Origin of the sequence: Pseudomonas tructae (assembly GCF_004214895.1) — a bacterium.
Taxonomy (GTDB): Bacteria; Pseudomonadota; Gammaproteobacteria; order Pseudomonadales; family Pseudomonadaceae; genus Aquipseudomonas; species Aquipseudomonas tructae.
Genome location: NZ_CP035952.1, coordinates 1,689,928 through 1,712,374 on the forward strand (window position 1 = coordinate 1,689,928; position 22,447 = coordinate 1,712,374).

At 61.1% G+C, this 22,447-nt stretch carries 21 protein-coding genes and 2 tRNA genes; 9 read left to right on the forward strand and 14 right to left on the reverse strand.

Features of this window, described 5'->3' with window-relative positions:
- Positions 1-220 precede the first annotated feature (220 nt).
- From EXN22_RS07735 to EXN22_RS07745, 3 genes are all read left to right on the forward strand, one after another.
- Positions 221-931: a tRNA-uridine aminocarboxypropyltransferase gene (locus tag EXN22_RS07735; protein ID WP_130263508.1), complete on the forward strand. Its 711-nt coding sequence runs from the start codon at positions 221-223 to the stop codon at positions 929-931.
- A gap of 261 nt (positions 932-1,192) precedes the next feature.
- Positions 1,193-1,843: a response regulator transcription factor ErdR gene (gene erdR / locus EXN22_RS07740; RefSeq protein ID WP_130263509.1), complete on the forward strand. Its 651-nt coding sequence runs from the start codon at positions 1,193-1,195 to the stop codon at positions 1,841-1,843.
- Between the two features lie 75 nt (positions 1,844-1,918).
- Complete coding sequence (locus tag EXN22_RS07745) at positions 1,919-2,284, forward strand: diacylglycerol kinase (RefSeq protein ID WP_130263510.1); 366 nt, start codon at positions 1,919-1,921, stop codon at positions 2,282-2,284.
- Here the strand turns inward: EXN22_RS07745 and EXN22_RS07750 are convergent.
- Positions 2,281-3,207 carry a LysR family transcriptional regulator gene (locus EXN22_RS07750; protein ID WP_130263511.1) on the reverse strand — a complete coding sequence of 309 codons (927 nt, stop codon included), beginning with the start codon at positions 3,205-3,207 and terminating at the stop codon, positions 2,281-2,283. The genes EXN22_RS07745 and EXN22_RS07750 overlap by 4 nt on opposite strands.
- Before the next feature lie 119 nt (positions 3,208-3,326).
- On the opposite strand from EXN22_RS07750, the gene fpr reads away from it, so the two are divergent.
- Positions 3,327-4,106 (forward strand): ferredoxin-NADP reductase, encoded by a 780-nt coding sequence (fpr, locus tag EXN22_RS07755; RefSeq protein WP_007908723.1) that lies wholly within the window; start codon positions 3,327-3,329, stop codon positions 4,104-4,106.
- A 45-nt stretch (positions 4,107-4,151) separates the two neighbouring features.
- Here fpr and tsaA read toward each other — a convergent pair whose 3' ends face one another.
- From tsaA to rimO, 5 genes are all read right to left on the reverse strand, one after another.
- Entirely contained in the window at positions 4,152-4,847 is a 696-nt protein-coding gene (gene tsaA / locus EXN22_RS07760) for a tRNA (N6-threonylcarbamoyladenosine(37)-N6)-methyltransferase TrmO (protein WP_130263512.1), read from the reverse strand.
- Between the two features lie 7 nt (positions 4,848-4,854).
- Positions 4,855-5,316, reverse strand: coding sequence for a YehS family protein (locus EXN22_RS07765; RefSeq protein ID WP_130263513.1), 462 nt, complete (start codon positions 5,314-5,316; stop codon positions 4,855-4,857).
- A gap of 49 nt (positions 5,317-5,365) precedes the next feature.
- Positions 5,366-6,076 carry an rRNA pseudouridine synthase gene (locus EXN22_RS07770; RefSeq protein WP_130263514.1) on the reverse strand — a complete coding sequence of 237 codons (711 nt, stop codon included), beginning with the start codon at positions 6,074-6,076 and terminating at the stop codon, positions 5,366-5,368.
- Positions 6,077-6,206: 130 nt separating this feature from the next.
- Complete coding sequence (locus tag EXN22_RS07775) at positions 6,207-6,677, reverse strand: GNAT family N-acetyltransferase (RefSeq protein ID WP_130263515.1); 471 nt, start codon at positions 6,675-6,677, stop codon at positions 6,207-6,209.
- Between the two features lie 89 nt (positions 6,678-6,766).
- Entirely contained in the window at positions 6,767-8,104 is a 1,338-nt protein-coding gene (rimO, locus tag EXN22_RS07780; protein ID WP_130263516.1) for a 30S ribosomal protein S12 methylthiotransferase RimO, read from the reverse strand.
- Positions 8,105-8,370: 266 nt separating this feature from the next.
- On the opposite strand from rimO, the gene EXN22_RS07790 reads away from it, so the two are divergent.
- Positions 8,371-10,269 (forward strand): potassium transporter Kup, encoded by a 1,899-nt coding sequence (locus EXN22_RS07790; protein WP_130263518.1) that lies wholly within the window; start codon positions 8,371-8,373, stop codon positions 10,267-10,269.
- A 78-nt stretch (positions 10,270-10,347) separates the two neighbouring features.
- On the opposite strand, the gene EXN22_RS07795 is transcribed toward EXN22_RS07790, so the two are convergent.
- The 4 genes from EXN22_RS07795 to EXN22_RS07810 all read right to left on the reverse strand — a co-directional run bounded on the left by EXN22_RS07795 (position 10,348) and on the right by EXN22_RS07810 (position 14,794).
- Positions 10,348-11,643 (reverse strand): virulence factor family protein, encoded by a 1,296-nt coding sequence (locus EXN22_RS07795; protein ID WP_130263519.1) that lies wholly within the window; start codon positions 11,641-11,643, stop codon positions 10,348-10,350.
- Positions 11,643-14,285: a bifunctional lysylphosphatidylglycerol flippase/synthetase MprF gene (gene mprF, locus EXN22_RS07800; protein ID WP_130263520.1), complete on the reverse strand. Its 2,643-nt coding sequence runs from the start codon at positions 14,283-14,285 to the stop codon at positions 11,643-11,645. Before mprF ends, EXN22_RS07795 begins: the two co-directional genes overlap by 1 nt.
- 223 nt (positions 14,286-14,508) lie before the next feature.
- Positions 14,509-14,585 (reverse strand) — tRNA-Met (locus tag EXN22_RS07805).
- Between the two features lie 132 nt (positions 14,586-14,717).
- Positions 14,718-14,794, reverse strand: a tRNA-Met gene (locus EXN22_RS07810).
- A 217-nt stretch (positions 14,795-15,011) separates the two neighbouring features.
- On the opposite strand from EXN22_RS07810, the gene dinB reads away from it, so the two are divergent.
- Complete coding sequence (gene dinB / locus EXN22_RS07815; RefSeq protein ID WP_130263521.1) at positions 15,012-16,076, forward strand: DNA polymerase IV; 1,065 nt, start codon at positions 15,012-15,014, stop codon at positions 16,074-16,076.
- A gap of 81 nt (positions 16,077-16,157) precedes the next feature.
- On the opposite strand, the gene EXN22_RS07820 is transcribed toward dinB, so the two are convergent.
- The 3 genes from EXN22_RS07820 to EXN22_RS07830 all read right to left on the reverse strand — a co-directional run bounded on the left by EXN22_RS07820 (position 16,158) and on the right by EXN22_RS07830 (position 20,320).
- Entirely contained in the window at positions 16,158-17,111 is a 954-nt protein-coding gene (locus tag EXN22_RS07820; protein WP_130263522.1) for a hypothetical protein, read from the reverse strand.
- A gap of 18 nt (positions 17,112-17,129) precedes the next feature.
- Positions 17,130-18,845, reverse strand: a complete 1,716-nt coding sequence (locus EXN22_RS07825) for a proline--tRNA ligase (RefSeq protein WP_130263523.1) — start codon at positions 18,843-18,845, stop codon at positions 17,130-17,132.
- Between the two features lie 170 nt (positions 18,846-19,015).
- Entirely contained in the window at positions 19,016-20,320 is a 1,305-nt protein-coding gene (locus tag EXN22_RS07830) for an OprD family porin (protein WP_130263524.1), read from the reverse strand.
- A 294-nt stretch (positions 20,321-20,614) separates the two neighbouring features.
- Between EXN22_RS07830 and EXN22_RS26155 the strand changes: the two genes are divergently transcribed.
- From EXN22_RS26155 to EXN22_RS07840, 3 genes are all read left to right on the forward strand, one after another.
- Positions 20,615-20,764, forward strand: coding sequence for a hypothetical protein (locus tag EXN22_RS26155; RefSeq protein ID WP_165392195.1), 150 nt, complete (start codon positions 20,615-20,617; stop codon positions 20,762-20,764).
- 365 nt (positions 20,765-21,129) lie between these two features.
- Entirely contained in the window at positions 21,130-21,555 is a 426-nt protein-coding gene (locus EXN22_RS07835; protein WP_130263525.1) for an HIT family protein, read from the forward strand.
- Between the two features lie 3 nt (positions 21,556-21,558).
- On the forward strand, positions 21,559-21,765 hold the full coding sequence (locus EXN22_RS07840; protein ID WP_038996659.1) for a SlyX family protein: 207 nt from the start codon (positions 21,559-21,561) through the stop codon (positions 21,763-21,765).
- A 65-nt stretch (positions 21,766-21,830) separates the two neighbouring features.
- Here the strand turns inward: EXN22_RS07840 and EXN22_RS26520 are convergent, their stop codons facing one another.
- Entirely contained in the window at positions 21,831-22,418 is a 588-nt protein-coding gene (locus tag EXN22_RS26520; RefSeq protein ID WP_130263526.1) for a cold-shock protein, read from the reverse strand.
- Positions 22,419-22,447: the final 29 nt, after the last annotated feature.

Consider the following 22,447-nt stretch of genomic DNA (forward strand, 5'->3'; position numbering starts at 1 on the left):
GTAACTGGCGGTTGGACCGACAACGGCGCGCGGTGTTCCGTCACGGGCGCAACAGCAGTGCCAGCGGGTAGCGACAGGCTGAGGATTATAGGGGAGTCGGCGCGCGCGCTGCACGCCAAATCCCCTCAACCTGTCGGCAGGCTCTGATAAACTGCGCGGGTTTTCCGTCTTGCCGAGTCAGTGCAGTGTCATCCCTTTCTTGCCCACGTTGTGCCCAGCCATGAGCCACGCCGTATCGCGCCTGCGCGCCGAGCGTCTGGCGCTCAGTGTCAAACCCTTCGTTGCCCGCGGCTCCCGGGCACCTCGCTGCCCACAGTGCCGAGTGATTTTCAGTTACTGCCTGTGCGCCTGGCGCCCGCGGGTGCCGACCGATTCGGGTATGTGCCTGTTGATGTATGACACCGAGCCCTTGAAACCGACCAACACCGGCTGGCTGATCGCTGACCTGATTGCCGATACCTCGGCTTTTGGCTGGCAGCGTACGGCGGTCGATGAGGCGTTGCTGGCGCTGCTCGACGATCCGCAGTGGCAGCCCTATATCGTGTTTCCGGGCGAGTTCGTCGAGCCTGAGCGGGTGGTCAGCGAGGTCGTGCGAACACCGGGCAAGCGTCCGTTGTTCATTCTGCTGGATGCGACCTGGACCGAAGCGCGCAAGATGTTTCGCAAGAGCCCGTACCTCAATCGCTTTCCGGTATTGAGCCTGCAGCCTGAGCAGATCTCGCGCTATCGCTTGCGTCGCTCAAAGCGTGACGACCACTTCTGCACCGCCGAAGTGGCGGCCATGTGCCTGGAAATGGCCGGCGACAATCACGCGGCCCAAGCGCTGGATGCGTACCTGGATGTATTCACCACCCACTACCTGAGCGCCAAGCATCAACTGCCGCTGGATGAGCAGGATAGCGTGCACCAGCGTTTGCATACCTTCCTATAGTACAAGGGGCAGGCGCGTCACTTTGCTTCATAATGGATGGATTGGTGGCCAGGGTGGGCGAGCATGGCGGGTGTTGAACTTGACCACCCGGTCCTGGCTCGGCATCCTTGGCGCCGATTCGGGCACAACGAAGGCTTGAAACGCTGTTTTTCCGGGCCTCGATGTGCCTTTTGGGTCTGCGGCGTTGCCGCAAGCCTCGTGTTGCCCGCCAGGCGCTTATCCTTCCTTCCTGCGCCTGCACAGAACAGGATCATTAGATCGATGGCCACATACGAAATCCTGATTGCCGATGACCACCCGCTGTTTCGCAGTGCGCTGCGCCAGGCCGTTACCCTGGGCCTGGGCCCGGATGTGCGCCTGGTAGAAGTGGCGAGCATCGCCGAGCTGGAAACCCGCCTGAGCGAGAAGGCCGACTGGGACCTGGTGCTGCTGGACCTGAACATGCCGGGCGCTTACGGGTTTTCCGGGCTGGTGCTGTTGCGCGGGCAGTACCCGCAGATTCCGGTGGTGATGGTGTCGGCGCAGGAAGAAGCGGCGGTAGTGGTCAAGTCGCGGGAGTTCGGCGCCAGTGGTTTCATTCCCAAATCAAGCTCGCTGGAAGTGATTCAGGACGCTGTGCAGAAGATCCTTGACGGTGAGGTCTGGTGGCCCCCGCAGGCGTTTGAGAAAGTCGATGTGTCCGCTGAGGCCAAGGCTGCCAGCGAGGGCCTTGCCAGCCTGACCCCACAGCAGTTCCGAGTGTTGACGATGGTCTGCGAAGGTTTGCTGAACAAGCAGATCGCCTATGAACTGAGTGTCTCGGAAGCGACCATCAAAGCCCATGTGACGGCGATTTTCCGCAAGCTTGGCGTGCGTACCCGTACCCAGGCCGCCTTGTTGCTGCAACAACTGGAATCGGTTTCAGCCAGTTAAGGCCATTGGCCTTCACGCTTTTTTGACCCGATCTACACTAGCCTGCAGCACGTTCAGTGGATGAAGTGAGTTTTTATGTCGTCGCCTTTCAAGGGCCAGACCGGCCTCAAACGTATTTTCAATGCCGCCGGCTATTCGTTCGACGGCCTGCGCGCCGCGTTCAACGGTGAGGCGGCGTTCCGTCAACTGGTGCTGCTCAACGTCATATTGATCCCGGTGGCATTCTGGCTGGATGTCAGCCGCGCCGAGCGGGCGATCCTGATCGCCGTGTGCTTGCTGGGGCTGATCGTCGAGCTGCTGAATTCGGCGGTAGAGGCGGCGATCGATCGTATTTCCCTCGATCGCCACCCGTTGTCGAAGAATGCCAAGGACATGGGCAGCGCCGCCCAGTTCGTGGCCTTGAGCATGGTCGGCCTGACCTGGGCGGTAATCCTGCTCTAAGCGATGGTTGGCAGCACGATTTCGTCACTGCGGCTCACGCCGGCAGTGAAGCTGCGGCACAGTTCGAGAAACTCGCGCATGGCGGTCGTCTGGTACTTCTGCTTGTGCCAGATAAAGTAGAACTGCCGGGCCAGGTCCAGCTCGGGGGTTTCCACCGGCACCAGGCTGCCGCGACGAAAGGCATCGCGCAGGGCCAGGCGCGAGATGCAGCCGATCCCCAGGCCCGACTCGACCGCCCGCTTGATCGCTTCGGTGTGTTCCAGCTCCAGGCGGATATTGAGGGTGGAGCGGTGATGGCGCATGGCCTGGTCAAAGGTCAGGCGGGTGCCCGAGCCCTGTTCGCGCAGGATCCAGGCCTCATGAGTGAGGTCTTCCATGCTCGCCTGGCCGCGTTTGGCCAACGGGTGCTGGGGCGCGCAGAACACCACCAGCTCATCTTCGACCCAGGGCTGCACTTCCAGATTCGGGTGGTTGCAGTCACCTTCGATTAGACCCAGATCAATTTCGTAATGGGCAACCTGTTGCACGATATGCGCAGTGTTCTGTACATGCAGCTTGACCTGGCTTTCCGGGTGGACCTGCATGAAGCTGCCGATCAGCAGTGTGGCCAGGTAATTGCCGATGGTCAGGGTGGCGCCCACCGCCAGCGAGCCAAAACCGGACTTGCCATTGAGCAGGTCCTCGATTTCCTTGGCCTGGTCGAGCAGGGCGACCGCCTGGGGCAGCAGTTGATGGCCCAGGGCGTTGAGGCTCAGGCGCTTGCCGGCGCGGTCAAACAGCTGGCAACTGGACTGGCGCTCAAGTTCAGTGATCGAGGTACTGGCGGCCGATTGCGATAGCGCCAGTATTCCAGCGGCCCGCGAGACGCTTTGGTACTGGGCCACGGCAACGAACACCTGGAGCTGACGAAGGGTAAATCGCATATCTATATAACCGATAAGACATATCTTGATAATTCAGTTAACAGATATTGTCGCTGGCACTAAACTATTGCGCAATTGCGCTCTCGCTTAGCGCCGCGTTTTTCTTCAGGAGCCCGTACATGAGCAACATGAACCACGAACGTGTCCTCAGTGTTCACCACTGGAACGACACCCTGTTCAGCTTCAAGTGCACCCGCGACCCGGGCCTGCGCTTCGAGAACGGTCAGTTCGTGATGATCGGGCTGCAACAGCCAAACGGCCGCCCGCTCATGCGCGCCTACTCGATTGCCAGCCCGAACTGGGAAGAGCATCTGGAGTTCTTCAGCATCAAGGTGCAGGACGGCCCGCTGACCTCGCAGCTGCAGCACCTGAAAGAAGGCGATGAAATCATCATCAGCAAGAAGCCTACCGGCACCCTGGTGCTCGACGACCTGAACCCGGGCAAACACCTGTACCTGCTCAGCACTGGTACTGGCCTGGCGCCGTTCATGAGCGTCATCCAGGACCCGGAAACCTACGAGCGCTTCGAAAAAGTGATCCTGGTTCACGGTGTGCGTTACGTCAACGAAGTCGCTTACCGCGAGTTCATCACCGAGCACCTGCCGCAGAACGAGTTCTTCGGCGAAGCGCTGCGTGACAAGCTGATCTACTACCCGACAGTGACCCGCGAGCCGTTCGAGAACCAGGGCCGCTTGACCGACCTGATGCGCAGCGGCAAGCTGTTCAGCGACATCGGCCTGCCACCGATCAACCCGCAGGACGACCGCGCAATGATCTGCGGTAGCCCGAGCATGCTCGACGAGACCAGCGAAGTGCTCGACAGCTTCGGCCTGAAAATCTCGGCTCGTATGCGCGAGCCGGGTGACTACCTGATCGAGCGTGCATTCGTCGAGAAGTAAGCAGCACCGACATAAGAAAGCAGGCCTCGGCCTGCTTTTTTGTGCCTACAGATCTTTCACCACTTCCAGCACCCGGATCTGATCCGCTTGCGGGTAGTGCCAGCGCACCTGCACATCCCAGAACTTCACCCCATAGACGCGCTCGGGTGGCGGTATCTGGTAGGCCGGTCGTGGGTCCTGGGCCAGGCATTGCTCGATCAGCTCAAGCAACGGCTCACCAATGCGCAGGCCATGCTCGCGGGCCTGGATCAAGGCGGTATCGCTCCAGTTCACCGCGATCGGTGCAGGCGGCGCGTCAGCCATCTGGTTGACCGCTGTGCTCAAGGCATCGGCATAGGGCACGTAGGGTTTGATATCGAGCACCGGTGTGCCATCGAGCAGGTCGATGCCCGACAACCACAAGCGGCCAGCCTCGACCTTTTCCAGCCTGACCACCGACTGACCGATGCCGTTGGGCCGGTGGGTTGCGCGAGTGGCGAACACACCCATGGACTTGTTGCCGCCCAGCCGTGGTGGGCGTACCTTCAGCCGTGGCTTGTCTTCCAGGGCCTGGTGGAACAGGAACAGCAACCAGACGTGGCTGACCTGTTCCAGGCCGGCCACCGCCTCGCCATTGTCGTAGGGTGGCAGTAGCTCCAGCACCCCACGGGCGGCCGGCGCCAATTGCGGCTGGCGCGGAATGGCAAACTTTTCCTTGAAGCAGGAGCGGACGTAGCCGACCGGTGCGACGCTGTAGTTCATCGCCGGCTCAGCCACGAACCCGCAGGGTCAGGCCCTTGAGGAAGTTGCGCAGCAGCTGGTCGCCGCAGGGGCGGTAGTTGTTGTGCCCGACCTTGCGGAACAAGGCGCTGAGCTCCGGTTTTGACACCGGGAAGTCGGCGGCCTTGAGGATCGCGTGCAGGTCGTCTTCCTTCAGTTCGAAGGCTACGCGCAGTTTTTTCATGACGATATTGTTGGTCACCGGCAGCTCGATCGGCAGCGGTGGGCGGCTGTCATCCTTGCCGCGCTTGAAGATCACCAGGCCATCGAGAAAGTGGGCGATGACCTCGTCGGGGCAGCGCACGAAACCCTCCTCGTCTTCCTTCTTGAGGTAGGAGGCGATATCGGCGGTGGACACCTCGAAGCCGCTCAGCTTGATGATCTCGGTAAGTTTGGTATCGCTGACGTCCAGCAGGTAGCGCAGGCTGCGCAGGGCATCGTTGTGAATCATGGGGACAATCCTGTTCAGGGGCGCCGCCTGAGTGACGGCGCCCTGTTGCTTAAAATTTTTCGCTGGCTGCCAGGTAGCGCCACTGGCCCAGTGGCAGCTTGCTCATGGCGACGCCGCCAAGGCGGATCCGGCGCATGCTCACCGGGGTGACCCCGACACTGCTGCAGAGCAGGTTGATGAGCCCGGCTGGCGGGTTTTTCAGAACCATGCGCAAGCGGGTTTCGTTCTGCCAGCTGGCCTTGATCTTCGGCAGTTCATTGCCTTTCCAGTTGAAGCCGCGATTGAGCCGTTCCAGGCCATGGGCAATCATATCGCCACTAACTTCGACGATGTATTCCTGCTCAAGTTTGGCCAGGTCGGCGCTGAGCTTGCGGGTAATCCGCCAGTCCTGGGTAAACACCTGCAGGCCACTGGCGCCTTCCTGAAGCGGCGCAGCGCAGCTCAGGCGGGCGAAGTGCGCCCTGAGCGGGCGGCGGCTGTAGCTGTGCTCGGGCGACAGGCTGTCGGCGCCGATGCTGGCGCAGGCGCTGTCGAGGTCGAGGTCGGCCGGCTGGTTGAGCAGCAAGGTAACTGGCTCCAGTGCTTCGGCCTTGGCGCCGGGGCGCAATTCGACCTTGTGTTCGGTGACTTTGAACTGCGGTTCGTCGATCACGGTGCCGTTAACGGTGACCCAGCCGCCCTCGATGTACAGTTCGGCCTCCCGCCGGGAGCAACCGACCAGTTCGATGAGGCGTTTGGAAAGGCGAATGGGTTCAGACATGACGACAGCCGTAGGCACAGGGAAAGGTGCCTATTGTAACTGCCTGGGCGGGCTTGGGGCCGGGAACATTCTTTGATCCAGCCATTAATCTGCAGTTTGGCGGTATTTCGGAGGTGGATTACATAGTCCTTCAGCCGGTGCGGACAGACTGCGTACGAATTAGCTTCATGTGGAGTAGGGGGTAGGGCTGCCCCATGCCGTCTGTTTCCGAGCGGCCGACCACTTCAAAGCCCTGGCGCAGGTAGAAGCCCAGGGCCTGGGCGTTCTGTTCGTTAACGTCCAGTTGCTCGGCGTGCAACTCATCGATGGCCACCCGCAGCAGCCGCGAGCCCAGGCCCTGGCCACGTACCTGGGGGTCGATGAAGAGCATTTCCACCCGCCCGCAAGCGACCCCGGCAAAACCACGGATGCGCTGCCTGGCGTCCTTGCAGCAAATCAGCATCACCGCGTCCAGGTACTGGCTCAGCAGCAGCTCGCGCAGCAGGCAGATGTAACTGTCGGGAAGAAAGTCATGGGTGGCGCGCACCGATGCCTCCCACACGCGTACAAGCTCCGGGTAGTCGCTCAAGTGGGGCGTCTGCACGGTAATGTGCCTGCGCATTACGGTGGTCTCCTCAGGACAATTGAGGAAACGATAGTTGTAAAAAAAAGCCCCGCCATCGCTGGCAGGGCTTTTTTAACAGCGCCGAATCAGATCGGTTCGGCCCACATGTCGTACTCGTCGGCGTCGGTCACCCGGCAACGTACTGTGTCACCCGGCTTGAAGCCGTGGTTGCCGTCGATGAACACATTGCCGTCGATTTCCGGAGCATCGAAGAAGCTGCGACCGACCGAGCCTTCATCTTCGACTTCATCGATCAGGACGTCGATTTCCTTGCCGATGCGCAGTTGCAGGCGCGCGGTGCTGATCGCCTGCTGGTGGGCCATGAAGCGGTCCCAGCGTTCCTGCTTGACGTCATCCGGCACGTCGTCCAGGCCCAGGTCGTTGGCCGGGGCGCCTTCGACCGGGGAGTACTGGAAGCAGCCGACGCGATCGAGCTGGGCTTCGGTCAGCCAGTCCAGCAGGTACTGGAAGTCTTCTTCGGTTTCACCCGGGAAGCCGACGATGAAGGTCGAACGGATCACCAGCTCAGGGCACTGCTCGCGCCAGTTCTTGATGCGCGCCAGGGTGCGGTCTTCGAACGCCGGGCGTTTCATCGACTTGAGCACTTTGGGGCTGGCGTGCTGGAACGGGATGTCCAGGTACGGCAGGATCTTGCCGGCCGCCATCAGCGGGATCACGTCGTCGACGTTCGGGTACGGGTAGACATAGTGCAGGCGCACCCAGGCGCCCAGGCTGCTCAGCGCTTCGCACAGCTCGAGCATGCGCGTCTTGACCGGGCGGCCGTTCCAGAAGTCGGTCTTGTACTTGACGTCGACGCCATAGGCGCTGGTGTCCTGGGAGATCACCAGGATCTCCTTGACCCCGGCCTTGACCAGGCGCTCGGCCTCGCTCAGCACTTCGCCGACCGGGCGGCTGACCAGCTTGCCGCGCATCGACGGGATAATGCAGAAGCTGCAGCTGTGGTTGCAGCCTTCGGAAATCTTCAGGTAGGCATAGTGGCGCGGGGTCAGCTTGACGCCCTGGGGCGGCACCAGGTCGATCAGCGGATTGTGGTCCTGGCGCGGCGGCACGACTTCATGCACGGCATTGACCACCTGCTCGTACTGTTGCGGGCCGGTCACCGACAATACGCTTGGGTGCACGTCGCGGATGCTGCCTTCCTCGACACCCATGCAGCCGGTGACGATGACCTTGCCGTTTTCCTTGATGGCTTCGCCAATCACTTCCAGGGATTCGGCCTTGGCGCTGTCGATGAAGCCGCAGGTGTTGACCACCACCACGTCGGCGTCCTCGTAGGTGGGCACGACTTCATAACCTTCCATGCGCAGCTGGGTCAGGATGCGCTCGGAATCGACCAGGGCCTTGGGGCAACCCAGGGATACAAAGCCGACCTTGGGCGCGGTGGGCATAGGGGTGGTGGACATGACTAACCTCGGTATTGAAGGGTTTGCCGGCCGTGGCGGCGGGCAAGCCTGTTGGGCGCTTTGGGCGCCTCTGATCAAAAAGTGCGCAATTCTAGCGAGCGCAAAGTCACTTGACCAGCAGAAATGCGACGAACGCTCAGCTATGCTTCGCGGCGATATGCCTGTGTTTGTATCGGGCTCAGGCCGCTGCGGCGCTGCAGGTGCACAAAGCATAGCGTCCGGGGTGAATTTTACCGGCCCACAAGGCCTGGTTGCGGGAGTAGTGGATGGTTCAGGCAAGCAGTCAGACTGATACCGGGCATTCGTCGGCCAAGCCGCTGAGCTTGCTGGTGGCAGCGGTGGGGGTGGTGTACGGCGACATCGGCACCAGCCCCTTGTACACCCTCAAAGAAGTGTTTTCCGGCGGTTATGGCGTGCCCGTCAACCACGATGGCGTGCTCGGTATCCTGGCGCTGATCCTCTGGTCGCTGATCTGGGTGGTCTCGATCAAGTACGTGGTGTTCATCCTGCGCGCCGACAACCAGGGCGAAGGCGGCATCATGGCCCTCACCGCCCTGGCCCGGCGCGCCTCGGCGCCGTACCCTAAACTCAAGGCGCTGATGGTCGGTTGCGGCCTGATCGGCGCGGCGCTGTTCTATGGCGACAGCATGATCACCCCGGCAATCTCGGTGTTGTCGGCGGTAGAGGGGCTGGAGCTGGCCTTCGACGGCATCGATCACTGGGTGATTCCGGTGGCATTGGTCGTACTGGTGGGGCTGTTCCTGATTCAGAAGCATGGCACCGCGCGCATCGGCATCCTCTTCGGGCCGGTGATGGTCACCTGGTTCGTGGTGCTTGGCGCCCTGGGTGTGCATGGCATTCTTCAGAGCCCGGAAGTGCTCAAGGCCTTCAATCCGGTCTGGGCGGTGCGTTTCTTTATCGTCCACCCGGGCATGGGCGTGGCGATTCTCGGCGCCGTGGTACTGGCCCTGACCGGCGCCGAAGCGCTGTATGCCGACATGGGCCATTTTGGCCGTAAGCCCATTGCCCGCGCCTGGTTCGCCCTGGTGCTGCCGGCATTGGTACTCAATTACTTCGGGCAGGGCGCTCTGTTGCTGCAGAACCCTGAGGCGGCACGCAATCCGTTCTATTTGCTGGCGCCGGGCTGGGCGCTGATACCGTTGGTCGGTTTGTCCACCCTGGCCACCGTGATTGCCTCTCAGGCGGTGATCTCCGGGGCCTTTTCCCTGACCCGGCAAGCCATTCAACTGGGCTATGTGCCACGCATGCAGATCCAGCACACCTCCAGTGACGAGCAGGGGCAAATCTATATTGGCGCGGTGAACTGGTCGCTGATGGTCGGGGTGATCCTGCTGGTGATCGGCTTCGAGTCATCTGGCGCGCTGGCCTCGGCTTATGGTGTGGCGGTGACCGGGACCATGCTGATGACCACCTTGCTGGTGTCCACGGTGATGCTGCTGTTGTGGAAATGGCCGCCGTTGCTGGCGGTACCGGTCTTGCTGGGCTTTCTTCTGGTCGATGGCCTGTTCTTCGCCGCCAACGTGCCCAAGGTGGTGCAGGGCGGGGCCTTTCCGGTACTGGCGGGGATCGTCCTGTTTGTCCTGATGACCACCTGGAAGCGCGGCAAGCAGATCCTCGTCGAGCGCCTGGACGAAGGCAGTCTGCCGTTACCCCTGTTCATCGGCAGTATTCGCGTGCAGCCGCCGCACCGGGTCGAGGGGACGGCGGTATTTCTCACCGCACGGCCTGATGCGGTGCCTCATGCGTTGTTGCATAACATGCTGCACAACCAGGTCCTGCATAAGCAGGTGGTGCTGTTGACTGTGGTCAGCGAGGACACACCGCGGGTAGCGGCCCAGCAGCGCTTTGAAGTGGAAGCGTATGGCGAGGGCTTTTATCGGGTGCTGCTGCACTTTGGTTTTATGGATGAGCCCGATGTGCCAGCAGCGTTAAAGCTGTGTCATCTGGAAGGGCTGGACTTCAGCCCGATGCGCACCACCTACTTCCTCAGTCGCGAGACGGTGATCGCCTCGCGCCTGGTGGGCATGTCGCGTTGGCGGGGCTTGCTGTTCGCCTTTTTGCTGAAGAACGCCAACGGCAATTTGCGCTTCTTCAATTTGCCGTTGAACCGGGTGATCGAGCTGGGTACTCAAGTAGAGATCTGAGGCGCCTGCCATCGCGGGGCAAGCCCGCTCCTACAAGGCAGGTCAATGTAGGAGCGGGCTTGCCCCGCGATGGAACGTTCAGTTTTGCTCGGCGACGCTGGTCTTGCCCTGGCGGTTCTCGATATCGCCGATCAAGCGCTTGGCCAGCGCCGGGTAGTTCTCGTCGAAGTGATGTCCGCCAGGCAGCTTCAGGCGCTCGCCAACGGCGCTGTGGTCGGTACAGCCACTCTCGTCAGCCTCTTCCTCGCCATACACGCAGACCACCTTGGAGGCCGGCAGCCTGGCCATTTCCGGGCCAGTAGGCGCTTCCTTGCCAGCGTTGCCCAACCAGCCCTCGACCTCGATCTCGAAGCTGCCGCTGCGGGCAAAGGCTAGCAGGATCACCGCATCGATACGCTGCTGGTCTTCGGCAGGCAGGCGGTTATAGATCGCTGGCAGCACATCGGCACCGAACGAGTAACCGGTCAGCACAAAGCGTTTGGTGCCCCATTTCTGCCGGTAGTGCTGCATCAATTCGGAGAGGTCGATGGCGCTCTGTTCCGGGGTCTTGTGCTGCCAGTAGTAACGCAGGGTGTCGATGCCGACCACCGGGTAGCCGAGCTTGGCCATCTCCCCGGCCACGTCGCGGTCCAGGTCGCGCCAGCCGCCGTCGCCGGACAGGAACAGGGTTACGGTGTCGGTGGTTTGCCCGGCAGGCACCTCGACCACGGGGATGCTCATGGCGTTGCCATCCTCGCCCACCAGCGCCTGGGTCAGCTGTGCCTTGAGCACTTGCGGCAGGTGGATGTCGTAGTCGCTGATGCTGGTTTCGGCGTTCGGCTGGTCACGCACGAAGGCGGCGCTGGCGTCGTCCGGGTTGTCGTTCCAGGCCACGCTCCAGTGACCGTGGACAGCGGACTTGGGCAGTGGGGTGGCGCAGCCGGGCTGTTCGAGGGTGAAATCCACCGAGATCGCCTGGGCCTTGTCATCACTCTGCTGGGCCAGCCAACGCCAGGCCTGGGCTGCGCCTGGGCCGATACCGGCCACCAGGGTCGGGGCGCCCTTGAGTTGCTCCAGGGCTTGCTGCACGGCTTGTTGCTGCTTGCTGCAATCGGCGGGCGGAAGGATCACCTGAACCATCTGCGCTTCACCGCTCTGGCTCAAATCGAGCAACTGCTTCTCGCTCAAGGCCTGCTCCTGGGGCACGGCGATGGCCACCCGGGCCTTGGCCTGGGTGCCCGGGTTGACCTTTATCAGGCTACTGCCATCGCTCAGGCTCAGGTGCTCGAGGGTGGCTTCAGGTGCCGGGCGCGTCCACAGCCAGAAGCCCAGGGCAGCGGCCAGCAGGGCGAGCAGCAGGGGAGCCAGAACATACAGCCAGTAGCGTCGAATCATCAGCGTTTCACCAATCCAGTCAGGCCGCCCGCGATCAGGGCGGCGGTATCGGCCAGTGCCACCAACGGATCGAGTCCGGCCGGCACGGCCATGTAGCGAGGTTCCCAGTCCGGTTGGAACTTGTCTTTGAAGCGGCGCAGGCCCTGGAAGTTGTACAGCTGTTCACCGCGCTGGAACACCATCGAGCCCAGGCGTTGGGTCAAGGGCGCGCCACGCCGTGGTTGCAGCCCGGAGAGTGGCACCATGCCCAGGCTGAAGCGACCATAACCGTGCTGCTTATAGTGTTGGATCAGGCCGATCATCATGAATTCCATGGTCAGCTTCGGCGCTTCGGGGTGGGCACGCATCAGGTCAAGGCTGGCCAGTTCCAGGCCGCGGGTCTCCAGCAGGTTGGCAAACGCCACCGGCCGGCCTTCGAAGCGGATCAGGGCAATGCGAAAGTGCTGCAGGTAGTCGGGGCTGAAGCGGCCGAGGGAGAAGCCTTTCTCGCGCACGTTCTTGCCGCTGAGCCAGGCATCGGAAATGCTCTTGAGCTCGTGCAGTGGCGCCTGTCCCGGTTCGTGCACTTCCAGGCTGAGGCCGTCGCGCCCGCCCCGGTTCCAGGTGTAACGCAGGTCTTTCATCTCCTTGCCCTTGGCTTCGAGGTCAAAGCGCTTGAGGTCGACCCGGGCTTCTTCGCCCAGTTTGATCGCGGTCAGGCCTATGTCCATATAGAACGGCAGGTTCTCGGCCCGAACCTGGTAGAACACCGGGCGGGCATGGTGCACATCGCACAGGTCGCGGAACTGCCAGATCATCTCGGCGCGCTCATGGGCCGGGCCAATCGGGTCATACAGCGCCACCAGGCTGCGGCCGCGGCGGGCATACATGAGAAAGGCATCGTTGTTGGGGTGGAACAGCAAGGCCTTGTCGCCGGTCAGCGCCAGGCCGCCATCAGGCTGATCGGATGCTTGCAGGATGGCATTGGCGCGTTGCAGTTCTTCGGCGCTGGGCAAGTGAATCACCGGGCGGGCGGTGCGCAGCAACCAGGTCAGGGCGACGATCACCAGCAGCACCGCGCTGCCCAGGGCCGAGCGCAGTCCGCGTGGAGCATCGGCGTCGAGGGTGAACTGCCACCACAGTTGATGGCTGTAGGGCACATCCTGATAGGCGAACAGCAGCAGCCACACCGAGGCGCCCAGTACGCAGGCGCTGGCGGCAAGATAAACCGGCGAGAACGGCAGTTCGAGCAAGCGGCTAGGGCGGTAGAACGAGCGCCGGAAGACTGCCAGCAGACAGGCGGTAAAGGTCAGGATGCTGGCCTCTTCCCAGTCGAAGCCTTTGAGCAGCGAGAGCAGGGCGCCGACCAGCAGCAGGATGGTGGTCAGTATCCAGGCCGCCGACAGGCGCCGTCGCAGGCCTTGAGCCAGTAGCAGGCAGAGTACGCCAATCAGGCTGGCGCCAAAATGCGAGGCGTCGATCAGCCGGTGTGGCACCAAAAAGCCCAGGTGCTCCAGGCGCTCGTCGATTTCCGGCGTGGCCCCGGAGAACAGCAGCACCACGCCAGACAAAAACACCAGCACCGCCAGCACCGGCGCCGCGAGGCCCGAAGCGGCCCGGATCGCCTGCTGGGCGAACAGCAAGCGCCGTGCTTCGCTGGCAAGCAGGAGGATGCAAGCCAACAGCAGTGGCAGCACCACATAGATCAGGCGATAGAGTAGCAGTGCGGCGGCCAGTGGCGCGGCACCCAGCTTGTCGGCAAAGGCCGCGAGCAGGATTGCCTCGAATACCCCGACGCCGCCAGGCACATGACTGAGAACGCCGGCGGCCAGGGCCAGCAGGTAGACCAGCAGGAAGGCACCAAAGGGCGGCGCCTCTGGCAGCAGCAGGTACAGCACGGTGGCGGCAGCGGCAACATCAAGGGCCGTAATGAGTAACTGCAGCAGGGTCAGGCGTGCACCTGGCAAGCGCAAAGTACGCCGGCCTACTTGCACCAGCAGGTTGTCTGCCAGGGCTTGTTCGGGCAGCCGTCGACGGTAGAGCCCGTAAACCAGCGCCGCGCTCAGGCCCAGTATCGCCAGGGCGATTGCCGCCAGCAGCGCAGGGGCAAGGTGCAAGGCTGAAGCTGCAGCAGGCAGGTTGCTCAAGGTCGCCAGGGCTGCGAGTGGCGGCAGGGCACAGCCCAGGGAAAGGCTGGCGAACAGCGTCATCCGCGCCACTTCCGCGGCACCAATACCGTGACGGGCATACAGGCGATAACGTACCGAACCTCCAGACAGCAGCGACAGGCCAATGGCATTGCCGATGGCAAAGGCGCTGAAACCGCCCATCACCAGGGTGCGCGGCGGTAACTCCACACCCGCATAGCGGCTGGCTGACCATTCGTAGCCGAGCAGAATGACGAAGCCGATCACTGTGGCCAGCAACGCACCGATCAGCGATGTGGGTGGCACGCTGAGCAGCGAGTCATGCAGGGCATAGATATCCAGTTCGCTAAGCAGGTGGCGACAGGCGATCAGGGCAACGGCAAACAGCAGCAGGGTTACGCCCAGACCGATCGGCTGGCGATACTTGCTCAGGCGCTCAAGCATGCGCAGGCGATGCTCGGCAATCGGTAGTGCGGCGGTAACGGGGGCTTGTGTTTCAGGTGTCTGGGTGCGCATCAACCACCTCGTGGCTTGCGCGCGACAGCTAGGCTGTATCCGGTCAAAGTACCAATCCCTATGGATGCGTGATGTCCGATATGATCGGGCCGCTGAGCACCTTGAGGATAGTTAAAGAAGTTTCATATTGCCCAAGCGGCGGGGCGCGTGGACGAGAGGGATGAATGTCGGAAGTATAGACGCAAAAAAGGCCACTTTTTTCAAAGTGGCCTTTTCTGTTGTTTGGTTGCGGGAGCCGGATTTGAACCGACGACCTTCGGGTTATGAGCCCGACGAGCTACCAGACTGCTCCATCCCGCGTCTGTGGGGCGGATTCTACAGCGTTGAGCTTGGCTGTCAACGCTTAATTGTTGATTTACAATAAAAAAGTGCCTGGGACTTTATTCCGGGCAAAGAAAAAGGCCACTCGTTAGAGTGGCCTTTTTCTTTATTTGGTTGCGGGAGCCGGATTTGAACCGACGACCTTCGGGTTATGAGCCCGACGAGCTACCAGACTGCTCCATCCCGCGTCTGTGGGGCTGATTCTACAGTTTTGCCTGGGGCTGTCAATAGCCCATTCGCAGAAATCCTTTTTCCTTCAATCGCTTAGCACCTGTAAAAAGCGCTGCAGGGCAGCAGGAGTGGGCCTTGCAGGGCGTCCGCGAGGCGAAAAATTAGTTGTGATGCGTGGCACTCGATCGAGTGAGATACTGCTTACATCACTTTAAACCTGTTCTTACGCCATTTATGCCCCAACGCAAGATCATCCATATCGACTGCGATTGCTTCTACGCCGCCATCGAGATGCGCGACGACCCGCGCCTGGTTGGCCGGCCGCTGGCAGTGGGTGGTTCGGCGGAGCGTCGGGGGGTGATCGCCACGTGTAACTATGAAGCGCGGGCCTACGGGGTGCGTTCGGCGATGTCTTCGCGTCACGCGCTCAAGTTGTGCCCGGACCTGTTGATCGTCAAGCCGCGTATGGATGCTTATAAAGAAGCCTCGCGAGAAATTCACGGCATCTTTCGTCAGTACACCGACCTGATCGAGCCGCTGTCGCTGGATGAGGCTTACCTGGATGTGTCGCAGAGCACCTGGTTCGATGGCAGCGCCACGCGCATTGCCGCGGACATTCGCCGGCGGGTTGCCCAGCAGCTGCATATCACTGTCTCGGCCGGTGTGGCGCCGAACAAGTTCCTGGCCAAGATCGCCAGTGACTGGCGCAAGCCCAATGGGCTGTTTGTGGTAACGCCGAACGAAGTCGAGGCGTTTGTCGCAGCCTTGCCGGTGAGCAAGCTGCATGGCGTGGGCAAGGTCACCGCTGACAAGATGGGGCGCTTGGGGATCATCCATTGCCTGGAGCTGCGCGACTGGAGCCGCCTGGCCCTGGCCCGTGAGTTTGGCAGTTTCGGCGAGCGCCTGTGGGGGTTGGCGCGGGGGATCGATGATCGTCCGGTGCACAACGACAGCCGTCGCCAGTCGGTCAGTGTGGAAAACACCTACGATACCGATCTACCGGACCTGGCCAGTTGCCTGGAAAAGCTTCCGGAGCTGATGGAAACCCTTGCCGGGCGCATGGCGCGTATCGACGACAGCTATCGCCCGGGCAAGCCGTTCGTCAAAGTGAAGTTCCATGATTTCAGCCAGACCACCCTCGAGCAGTCGGGGGCAGGGCGCGACCTGGGCAGCTATCAGCAATTGCTCAGCCAGGCCTTTGCCCGAGGTGGCAAACCGGTGAGGTTGTTGGGTATCGGCGTGCGCTTGCAGGATTTACGTGCAGGTCATGAGCAGTTGGAGCTGTTTGGTCATGAGTGATTGAGTTATGAGGGCAATCGCGGGGCAAGCCCGCTCCCACTGGGTGAGAATCCTGTGGGAACGGGCTTGCCCCGCGATAGATCAGTGCGCGCCGGGATCAGCGACCAGGCGGCCGGCGTCCTTGGTCAGCGCCTTGAGGAATTCCTCTTGCAGCTCCGGATCGTTGCGGGTCAGCTCGATCAGGCTCTGCTCCAGTTCGCTGGCTTCCTCTTCCAGGCCCAGCTCCGAGAGGCGCTTGACCCGATGTACCCACTGGCTGACTTCATCGTCTTCCAGATCGTCGAAAATCAGCTCGTGAGCTTCCACCAGTTTGCCGCGCAGGCTGGCGCTGATCAGCAGGCTGGCATCGCCACGTACATTGTTGTCTTCATCGGCGACCTGCAGGTGCAGAGTGCCGATATGGGTGAGGTTCTGCTCGCTGAACGGGCTGTCGAGCAGGTTCAGGTGCAGCACGCCGTTGCGGTCGGTGGTCAGTTCGTGGTTGACCTTGCCGGCCTTGACGGTGACCGGACGTTCACTCCACGGGACGCTGGTGTATTCCTGGCGCTTGTCCTTCTGCACCTCGGCGATACCCGCCAGGTTCTGCTGGGCACGGCCGTTGGACTGAGCGTTCATGAACGGGTTGAGGCCGTCGAAACCATAGCTCAGCCAGTCATGGGTCACGCTGTCGGGCAGGTTGCCCAGGGCAAAGACGTTGACCACATTGGCGCCGACACCGGCAACCACCGCCACCGCGCCCAGCGGAATCTCGTAGACCTCGCGCCAGGGCTGGTAAGGCGTATAGCGATCATAGCGACGGGTCACTTCGAACTCGGTGACTTCGAAATTCTTCTGTTCGTGGATGCGCACACGCCGTTGCGGCAGCTCGAGTACCTTGGGGTCCCCGACATCGATCTGCAGGCTGTGTTCGAGCAGCTTGCGCTCGATGCGCTCCTCATGCTCGCTGCGCTGGGACATCTGGTTGGCGCAACCGCTGAGGAACAGGGCGCCGCACAGTGCGGCGCCCCCCAGGTTGATGGTACTTCGCTTGAACATGATTACTCTTGCGTTGGCTTAGCGACGAATGCGGGCTTGCAGGAACGACAGCACCTGGGCCACTGGCAGCGGCTGTGCGTCACGCTCGGTGCGGTGCTTGTATTCCAGGTTGCCATCGGCCAGGCCGCGATCGCTGATCACGATGCGGTGCGGGATGCCGATCAGTTCCATGTCGGCGAACTTGATCCCCGGGCTGGTCTTCTTGTCACGGTCGTCCAGCAGCACTTCGAAACCGGCAGCGGTCAGTTCGGCGTACAGCTTGTCGGTCGCTTCGCGAACCTGTTCGGTTTCATAGCGCAGCGGTACCAGGGCGATCTGGAACGGTGCCAGGGCGTCACTCCAGATGATGCCGTTGTCGTCGTAGTTCTGCTCGATGGCCGCGGCCACCACGCGCGATACGCCGATGCCGTAGCAACCCATGCTCAGGGTCACCGGCTTGCCGTTCTCGCCCAGTACCTGGCACTTGAGGGCCTCGCTGTACTTGGTGCCGAGCTGGAAGATATGCCCGACTTCGATGCCGCGCTTGATCACCAGGGTGCCCTGGCCATCCGGGCTTGGGTCGCCTGCGACGACGTTGCGCAGGTCGGCCACTTGCGGAACCGGCAGGTCACGCTCCCAGTTGACGCCAAAATAGTGCTTGTCGTCGATGTTGGCACCGATGCCGAAGTCGCTCATCAATGCGACCGAGCGGTCGATGATGCACGGCAGCGGCAGGTTCAATGGGCCGAGGGAACCGGCACCGGCGCCAATGGCGTCGCGCAGTTCGTCATCGGAGGCCATGACCAGCGGGCTGGCAACCTCTGGCAGGTTGGCGGCCTTGATTTCGTTCAGTTCATGGTCGCCACGCACGATCAGGGCAATCAGCTTGCCCTCTTCGGCGGCGTGGACGATCAGGGTCTTGACGGTCTTTTCGATCGCCAGGTCATAGTTGTCGACCAACTGGGTGATGGTCTTGGCGTCCGGGGTGTCGACCAGGCGCAGCTCTTGAGTCGGCGCAGGGCGCACGGTTTCCCGTGGGATGGCCTCGGCCTTCTCGATGTTGGCGGCGTAGTCGGAGCTGTCGCTGAAGATCACATCGTCTTCACCGGACTCGGCCAGCACGTGGAATTCGTGGGAATAGCTGCCACCGATCGAGCCGGTGTCAGCCTGCACTGGGCGGAAATCCAGGCCCAGGCGGGTAAAGATGTTGCTGTAGGCCAGGTGCATGCGATCGTAGGTTTCCTGCAGGGAAGCCGGATCGGCATGGAAGGAGTAGGCGTCCTTCATGATGAACTCGCGACCACGCATCAGGCCGAAGCGCGGACGGATCTCGTCACGGAACTTGGTCTGGATCTGGTACATGTTCAAAGGCAGCTGTTTATAGCTGTTGAGTTCGTTGCGTGCCAGGTCGGTGATGACCTCTTCGTGGGTCGGGCCCACGCAGAACTCGCGACCGTGGCGGTCCTTCAGACGCAGCAGCTCAGGGCCGTACTGTTCCCAGCGGCCGGACTCCTGCCACAGCTCGGCAGGCTGGATGGCCGGCATCAGCACTTCCAGGGCGCCAGCGGCGTTCATTTCCTCGCGGACCACGGCTTCGACCTTGCGCATTACCCGCAGGCCCATCGGCAGCCAGGTGTACAGGCCGGAGGCGAGCTTGCGGATCATGCCGGCACGCAGCATCAGCTGGTGGCTGATGACGACCGCGTCGGAAGGGGTTTCTTTTTGAGTAGCGAGCAAATATTGACTGGTGCGCATGGTAGGCCGTTGTCGGTTGCTTAAGACTTTGAATGACCCCGCATTGTACGGGGGCGAATCGGTGGCGTACAGGATGCCGGAGCTTGACGGCGTTGTCAGCCCGTATTCAGGCAAGAAAAAGCCCGGCAGTGCCGGGCTCCTTCGTACTGGGGATACTGAAAGCCCGGGGCTTACAGGATGCTCAGCGGGTACTCGACGATCAGACGGAAGTCGTTGTTGTCGGCGGTGTAGTCTGCGTTGTACGCATCGTTGGCGCGGTAGATGGCATGACGGACGCGGAACGACAGGTCTTTGGCTGCGCCTTCCTGGATCACGTACTTGGTCTCGAAGTTGAACTCGTTTTCCTTACCTTCGGTGTTGGACGTGGTCTCGATGTTGTCACCGTGTACATAACGCGCCATGAAGCTCAGGCCGGGTACGCCGTAGCTGGCCATGTTCAGGTCGTAGCGCGCCTGCCAGGATTTCTCTTCTTCGCCGATGAAGTCGGAGATCTGGATGGAGTTGGACACGAAGATGGTGCCGTTACCGTCGACACCGTACAGGTAGGCCGAGTCGCCGGTCGAGCGCTGATAGGCCAGGGTGAACTTGTGAGCGCCCAGGCTATAGGCGGCTGCCAGGCTCCACAGTTTGTTGTCCAGCTCGCCGTACAGGGCCTGGCCCTGGTCCTTGGTGCGGTAGGCGTTGAAGTCGAAGTTCAGCGACTGGCTGTCATCGATCGGCAGGGTGTAGTTGAGGTTGATGTACTGCTTCTTGAAGTAGTCATCGACATCGGAAGCTGCCAAGGTACCGACGAAGTTGTCAGTGAAGGAGTAGGTGGCGCCGGCAATGTTGGCCGAGGTCAGGCCCGGGGTGTGCTTGCCGTTGATGCTATCCTTGCCCATGCCGGTCTGCGAGCTCAGGGCGGTGAAGCGACCTGCGCTCAGTTGCAGGCCCTTGATTTCGTCGCTGGTGATCAAGGTACCTTCGGCGACTTCAGGCAGCAGGCGGCTGTCGTCGGTTGCGAAAACCGGGCTGGCAACGAACTGGCGACCGTACTTGAGCACGGTGTCGGAGACGCGCAGCTTCACCGCGCCACCGGTCTTGCCTTGTGCGTCTTCTGGCTTGCCGTCGCTGTCGGTGCGGAACAGGCCGTTACCGGCACGGCCTTCGCCGCCGTCGAAGCGTGCGGTACCCATGGCCATGGCGTCGACACCAAAGCCAACGGTACCCTGAGTGAAGCCGGATTCGTAGATGCCCAGCATCGAAATACCGCTGTCTTCGCGGTAGCCGTTCTTGAAGCCGCTGCTCTTGGTCGCATCAGGGACGTTGCCGGCGCCATTGCGGAAGTCGCGGTTCATGTACATTGCACGGGTTTTGACAGACAGTTTGCTGTCTTCAATAAAGCCCTTGGACTCGTCCTGAGAAGAGGCCACTGCCAACTGCGAGGTGCCGGCTGCAACAGCCAGGGCGATTACGCTCCACTTCATCACGCGCATCGTGATTTGCTCCTTTGGTTTTTAGGAAGAGTACTGCCGTCACTGTTTGGTTTTTTTATCAGTGCGGCTCTTTCTTTTTGTGTCGGCGGAAATGTATATCACGCTGACCTGCGTTGGCGATATGGGCGTCCAGAACCTTTCGGTAACTTTACGGTCATGTCGCTAACAGTTATGTCCCTGTCGCAAACCACGCCCCGGGTTTCGCGGGCCGTACAACTCCAGCGCTGTTTCAAGCGGATTAAGGATAGGTAAAAACAATCTAGCCCCTTGCCCCCGAAACTCCCTGGTTAACCCATGCAGCTGTTGTTATTTGTCGCCTTCCACCGCATCAATGCAGGTGTCGTGCCGACTGTGGCGGATGACAATGCAACAAGCGTGCACAAAAGCGAACAGCTTCACGAATTTTTCACTTTTTCAGCCTGCAAGGTGGCTGCGGTGCCGTGAAACCGGGGGTCAAAGAACCATTGGTTAGCGCAAGCCGCGTGTGCTGGAATAAGGGTAAAAGTTGCCCGTAAAGTCAAAGCGTTACCGCGAAAGGCTAAAGCTGAGTAGTTTGTGGATGTTCAGTGGGCGAAACGGCGATGGGCGGTGTCATTTTGGTGCGAAAAGTAGCGTTTCCTCGCTCAGGCAGCGTAACACCCTCTCGCCCATGGGCCCTTTTGGCCGGGGAACTGGGCCAAATCGGTGCATCTCTTCATTTATAAAGGCAGCGGGCAATGCCCCGGCGCCCGATCAGGAGTATCCTGCTGGCAGTGGCTCGCGGTGGAGTTGTGTGAGCAAGGTATTAAGCTGTTGTAGGAGATTTCTCTTTGTTTGCTTTAGATCAACGTCTTCAACAAGACACCCTGTACCTGGGTGACTTTCCTCTTTGCCGGCTGTTACTGAGCAAGGATGCCAACTACCCCTGGTTTATCCTGGTGCCGCAGCGTGCGGATATCAGTGAATTGTTTCAACTTGATGACAGTGATCAGCAGCAACTCTGGAAAGAGACTACAAGCCTGGCGCAAATCCTCAAGGATGTCTTTAAAGCCGACAAGATGAATGTGGCAACCCTCGGCAATGTAGTTAGCCAGCTACATATGCATGTCATTGTTCGTCGGCGCAATGATCCGGCTTGGCCAGCGCCGGTGTGGGGCAATAAGCCTGCAGTGGAATACTCGCCACAGCAGTTGGTCGATATCCGTTTGCGTCTTGCCGAGGTATTGGTTGACGATTTTCAGTTCGCGGAGGCTTGAATCATGACTCTTGAAGCGCGCGTGACCGAGTTGGAAAGCCGCTTGGCCTTTCAGGACGATACCTTGCTGGCCTTGAACGATGTGCTGGTCGAGCAGCAGCGTGTAGTGGAGCGCCTGCAGTTGCAGATGGCGGCGTTGCTCAAGCGTTACGAAGAGATGGTCGGTCAGTACGAGGCCAGTGAAGAAGAGGCGCCACCGCCCCATTACTGAATTCGGGGCGTAAAAAAACCGCGATGGGCAGCAGGACTGCCCTCGCGGTTTTTTGTTTTCGGCGATCAGCGCCGTGGGGCGGCGATCACATCCTCAGCCTGCAGGCCCTTGTCCCGGTTCATCACCGAGAACTCGACGCGCTGGCCTTCGACCAGAACGCGGTGGCCTTCGCCACGAATGGCGCGAAAGTGGACGAAGATGTCATCACCCGAATCGCGGGAGATGAAACCAAAGCCTTTGGAGGTGTTGAACCACTTCACGGTGCCGGTATCGCGATTGGACATGTCGTACGACGTGCTCTGGCTGCGTGCGCGGGTGCCTTTTGCAAGGCCTGCGATCAGGTGCAGGGCGGTTGCCACTACGGCGCAGGCCAGGGCTGGCAGGTCGCCAAGCTCCGGGCGAGCCAGCAGCGTAACGATCTGCAGGACCACGGCGATGACCAGCAAGGCGCTGGCAGCGCGCTGCAGGTGTTGCCGCACGCCACGGTAGTGTTGCGGGACCACGGGGGCGAGGACCAGGTTGAGCAGGCCGAACAGGGCCAGGAAAACAGCTTGCGGTTGCTGCAGGAAGGGAATGGCTTCGGTTCTGAGGCTGGGTATGAAGGACAGCAGCAAAGCTGCAACGCCCGTCAACAGGTGGACGATCTTGAACATGTTGGTTGGCTCACATTGATAAGGCGGAT

Excerpts from the sequence above, each read along its gene's own strand:
- EXN22_RS07770 (WP_130263514.1), bottom strand. The coding sequence starts at position 6,076 with ATGTCTGAACCCATTCGCCTTTCCAAACGCCTCATCGAACTGGTCGGT.
- rimO (WP_130263516.1), bottom strand. The coding sequence starts at position 8,104 with ATGTCCACCACCCCTATGCCCACCGCGCCCAAGGTCGGCTTTGTATCC.
- EXN22_RS07825 (WP_130263523.1), bottom strand. The coding sequence starts at position 18,845 with ATGCGCACCAGTCAATATTTGCTCGCTACTCAAAAAGAAACCCCTTCC.
- EXN22_RS07775 (WP_130263515.1), bottom strand. The coding sequence starts at position 6,677 with ATGCGCAGGCACATTACCGTGCAGACGCCCCACTTGAGCGACTACCCG.
- EXN22_RS07820 (WP_130263522.1), bottom strand. The coding sequence starts at position 17,111 with ATGTTCAAGCGAAGTACCATCAACCTGGGGGGCGCCGCACTGTGCGGC.
- EXN22_RS07735 (WP_130263508.1), top strand. The coding sequence starts at position 221 with ATGAGCCACGCCGTATCGCGCCTGCGCGCCGAGCGTCTGGCGCTCAGT.
- tsaA (WP_130263512.1), bottom strand. The coding sequence starts at position 4,847 with ATGAACTACAGCGTCGCACCGGTCGGCTACGTCCGCTCCTGCTTCAAG.
- fpr (WP_007908723.1), top strand. The coding sequence starts at position 3,327 with ATGAGCAACATGAACCACGAACGTGTCCTCAGTGTTCACCACTGGAAC.
- dinB (WP_130263521.1), top strand. The coding sequence starts at position 15,012 with ATGCCCCAACGCAAGATCATCCATATCGACTGCGATTGCTTCTACGCC.
- EXN22_RS07750 (WP_130263511.1), bottom strand. The coding sequence starts at position 3,207 with ATGCGATTTACCCTTCGTCAGCTCCAGGTGTTCGTTGCCGTGGCCCAG.
- EXN22_RS07840 (WP_038996659.1), top strand. The coding sequence starts at position 21,559 with ATGACTCTTGAAGCGCGCGTGACCGAGTTGGAAAGCCGCTTGGCCTTT.
- EXN22_RS07830 (WP_130263524.1), bottom strand. The coding sequence starts at position 20,320 with ATGCGCGTGATGAAGTGGAGCGTAATCGCCCTGGCTGTTGCAGCCGGC.
- EXN22_RS26520 (WP_130263526.1), bottom strand. The coding sequence starts at position 22,418 with ATGTTCAAGATCGTCCACCTGTTGACGGGCGTTGCAGCTTTGCTGCTG.
- erdR (WP_130263509.1), top strand. The coding sequence starts at position 1,193 with ATGGCCACATACGAAATCCTGATTGCCGATGACCACCCGCTGTTTCGC.
- EXN22_RS07795 (WP_130263519.1), bottom strand. The coding sequence starts at position 11,643 with ATGATTCGACGCTACTGGCTGTATGTTCTGGCTCCCCTGCTGCTCGCC.
- EXN22_RS07790 (WP_130263518.1), top strand. The coding sequence starts at position 8,371 with ATGGTTCAGGCAAGCAGTCAGACTGATACCGGGCATTCGTCGGCCAAG.
- EXN22_RS07765 (WP_130263513.1), bottom strand. The coding sequence starts at position 5,316 with ATGATTCACAACGATGCCCTGCGCAGCCTGCGCTACCTGCTGGACGTC.
- EXN22_RS07745 (WP_130263510.1), top strand. The coding sequence starts at position 1,919 with ATGTCGTCGCCTTTCAAGGGCCAGACCGGCCTCAAACGTATTTTCAAT.
- mprF (WP_130263520.1), bottom strand. The coding sequence starts at position 14,285 with ATGCGCACCCAGACACCTGAAACACAAGCCCCCGTTACCGCCGCACTA.
- EXN22_RS26155 (WP_165392195.1), top strand. The coding sequence starts at position 20,615 with ATGCAGCTGTTGTTATTTGTCGCCTTCCACCGCATCAATGCAGGTGTC.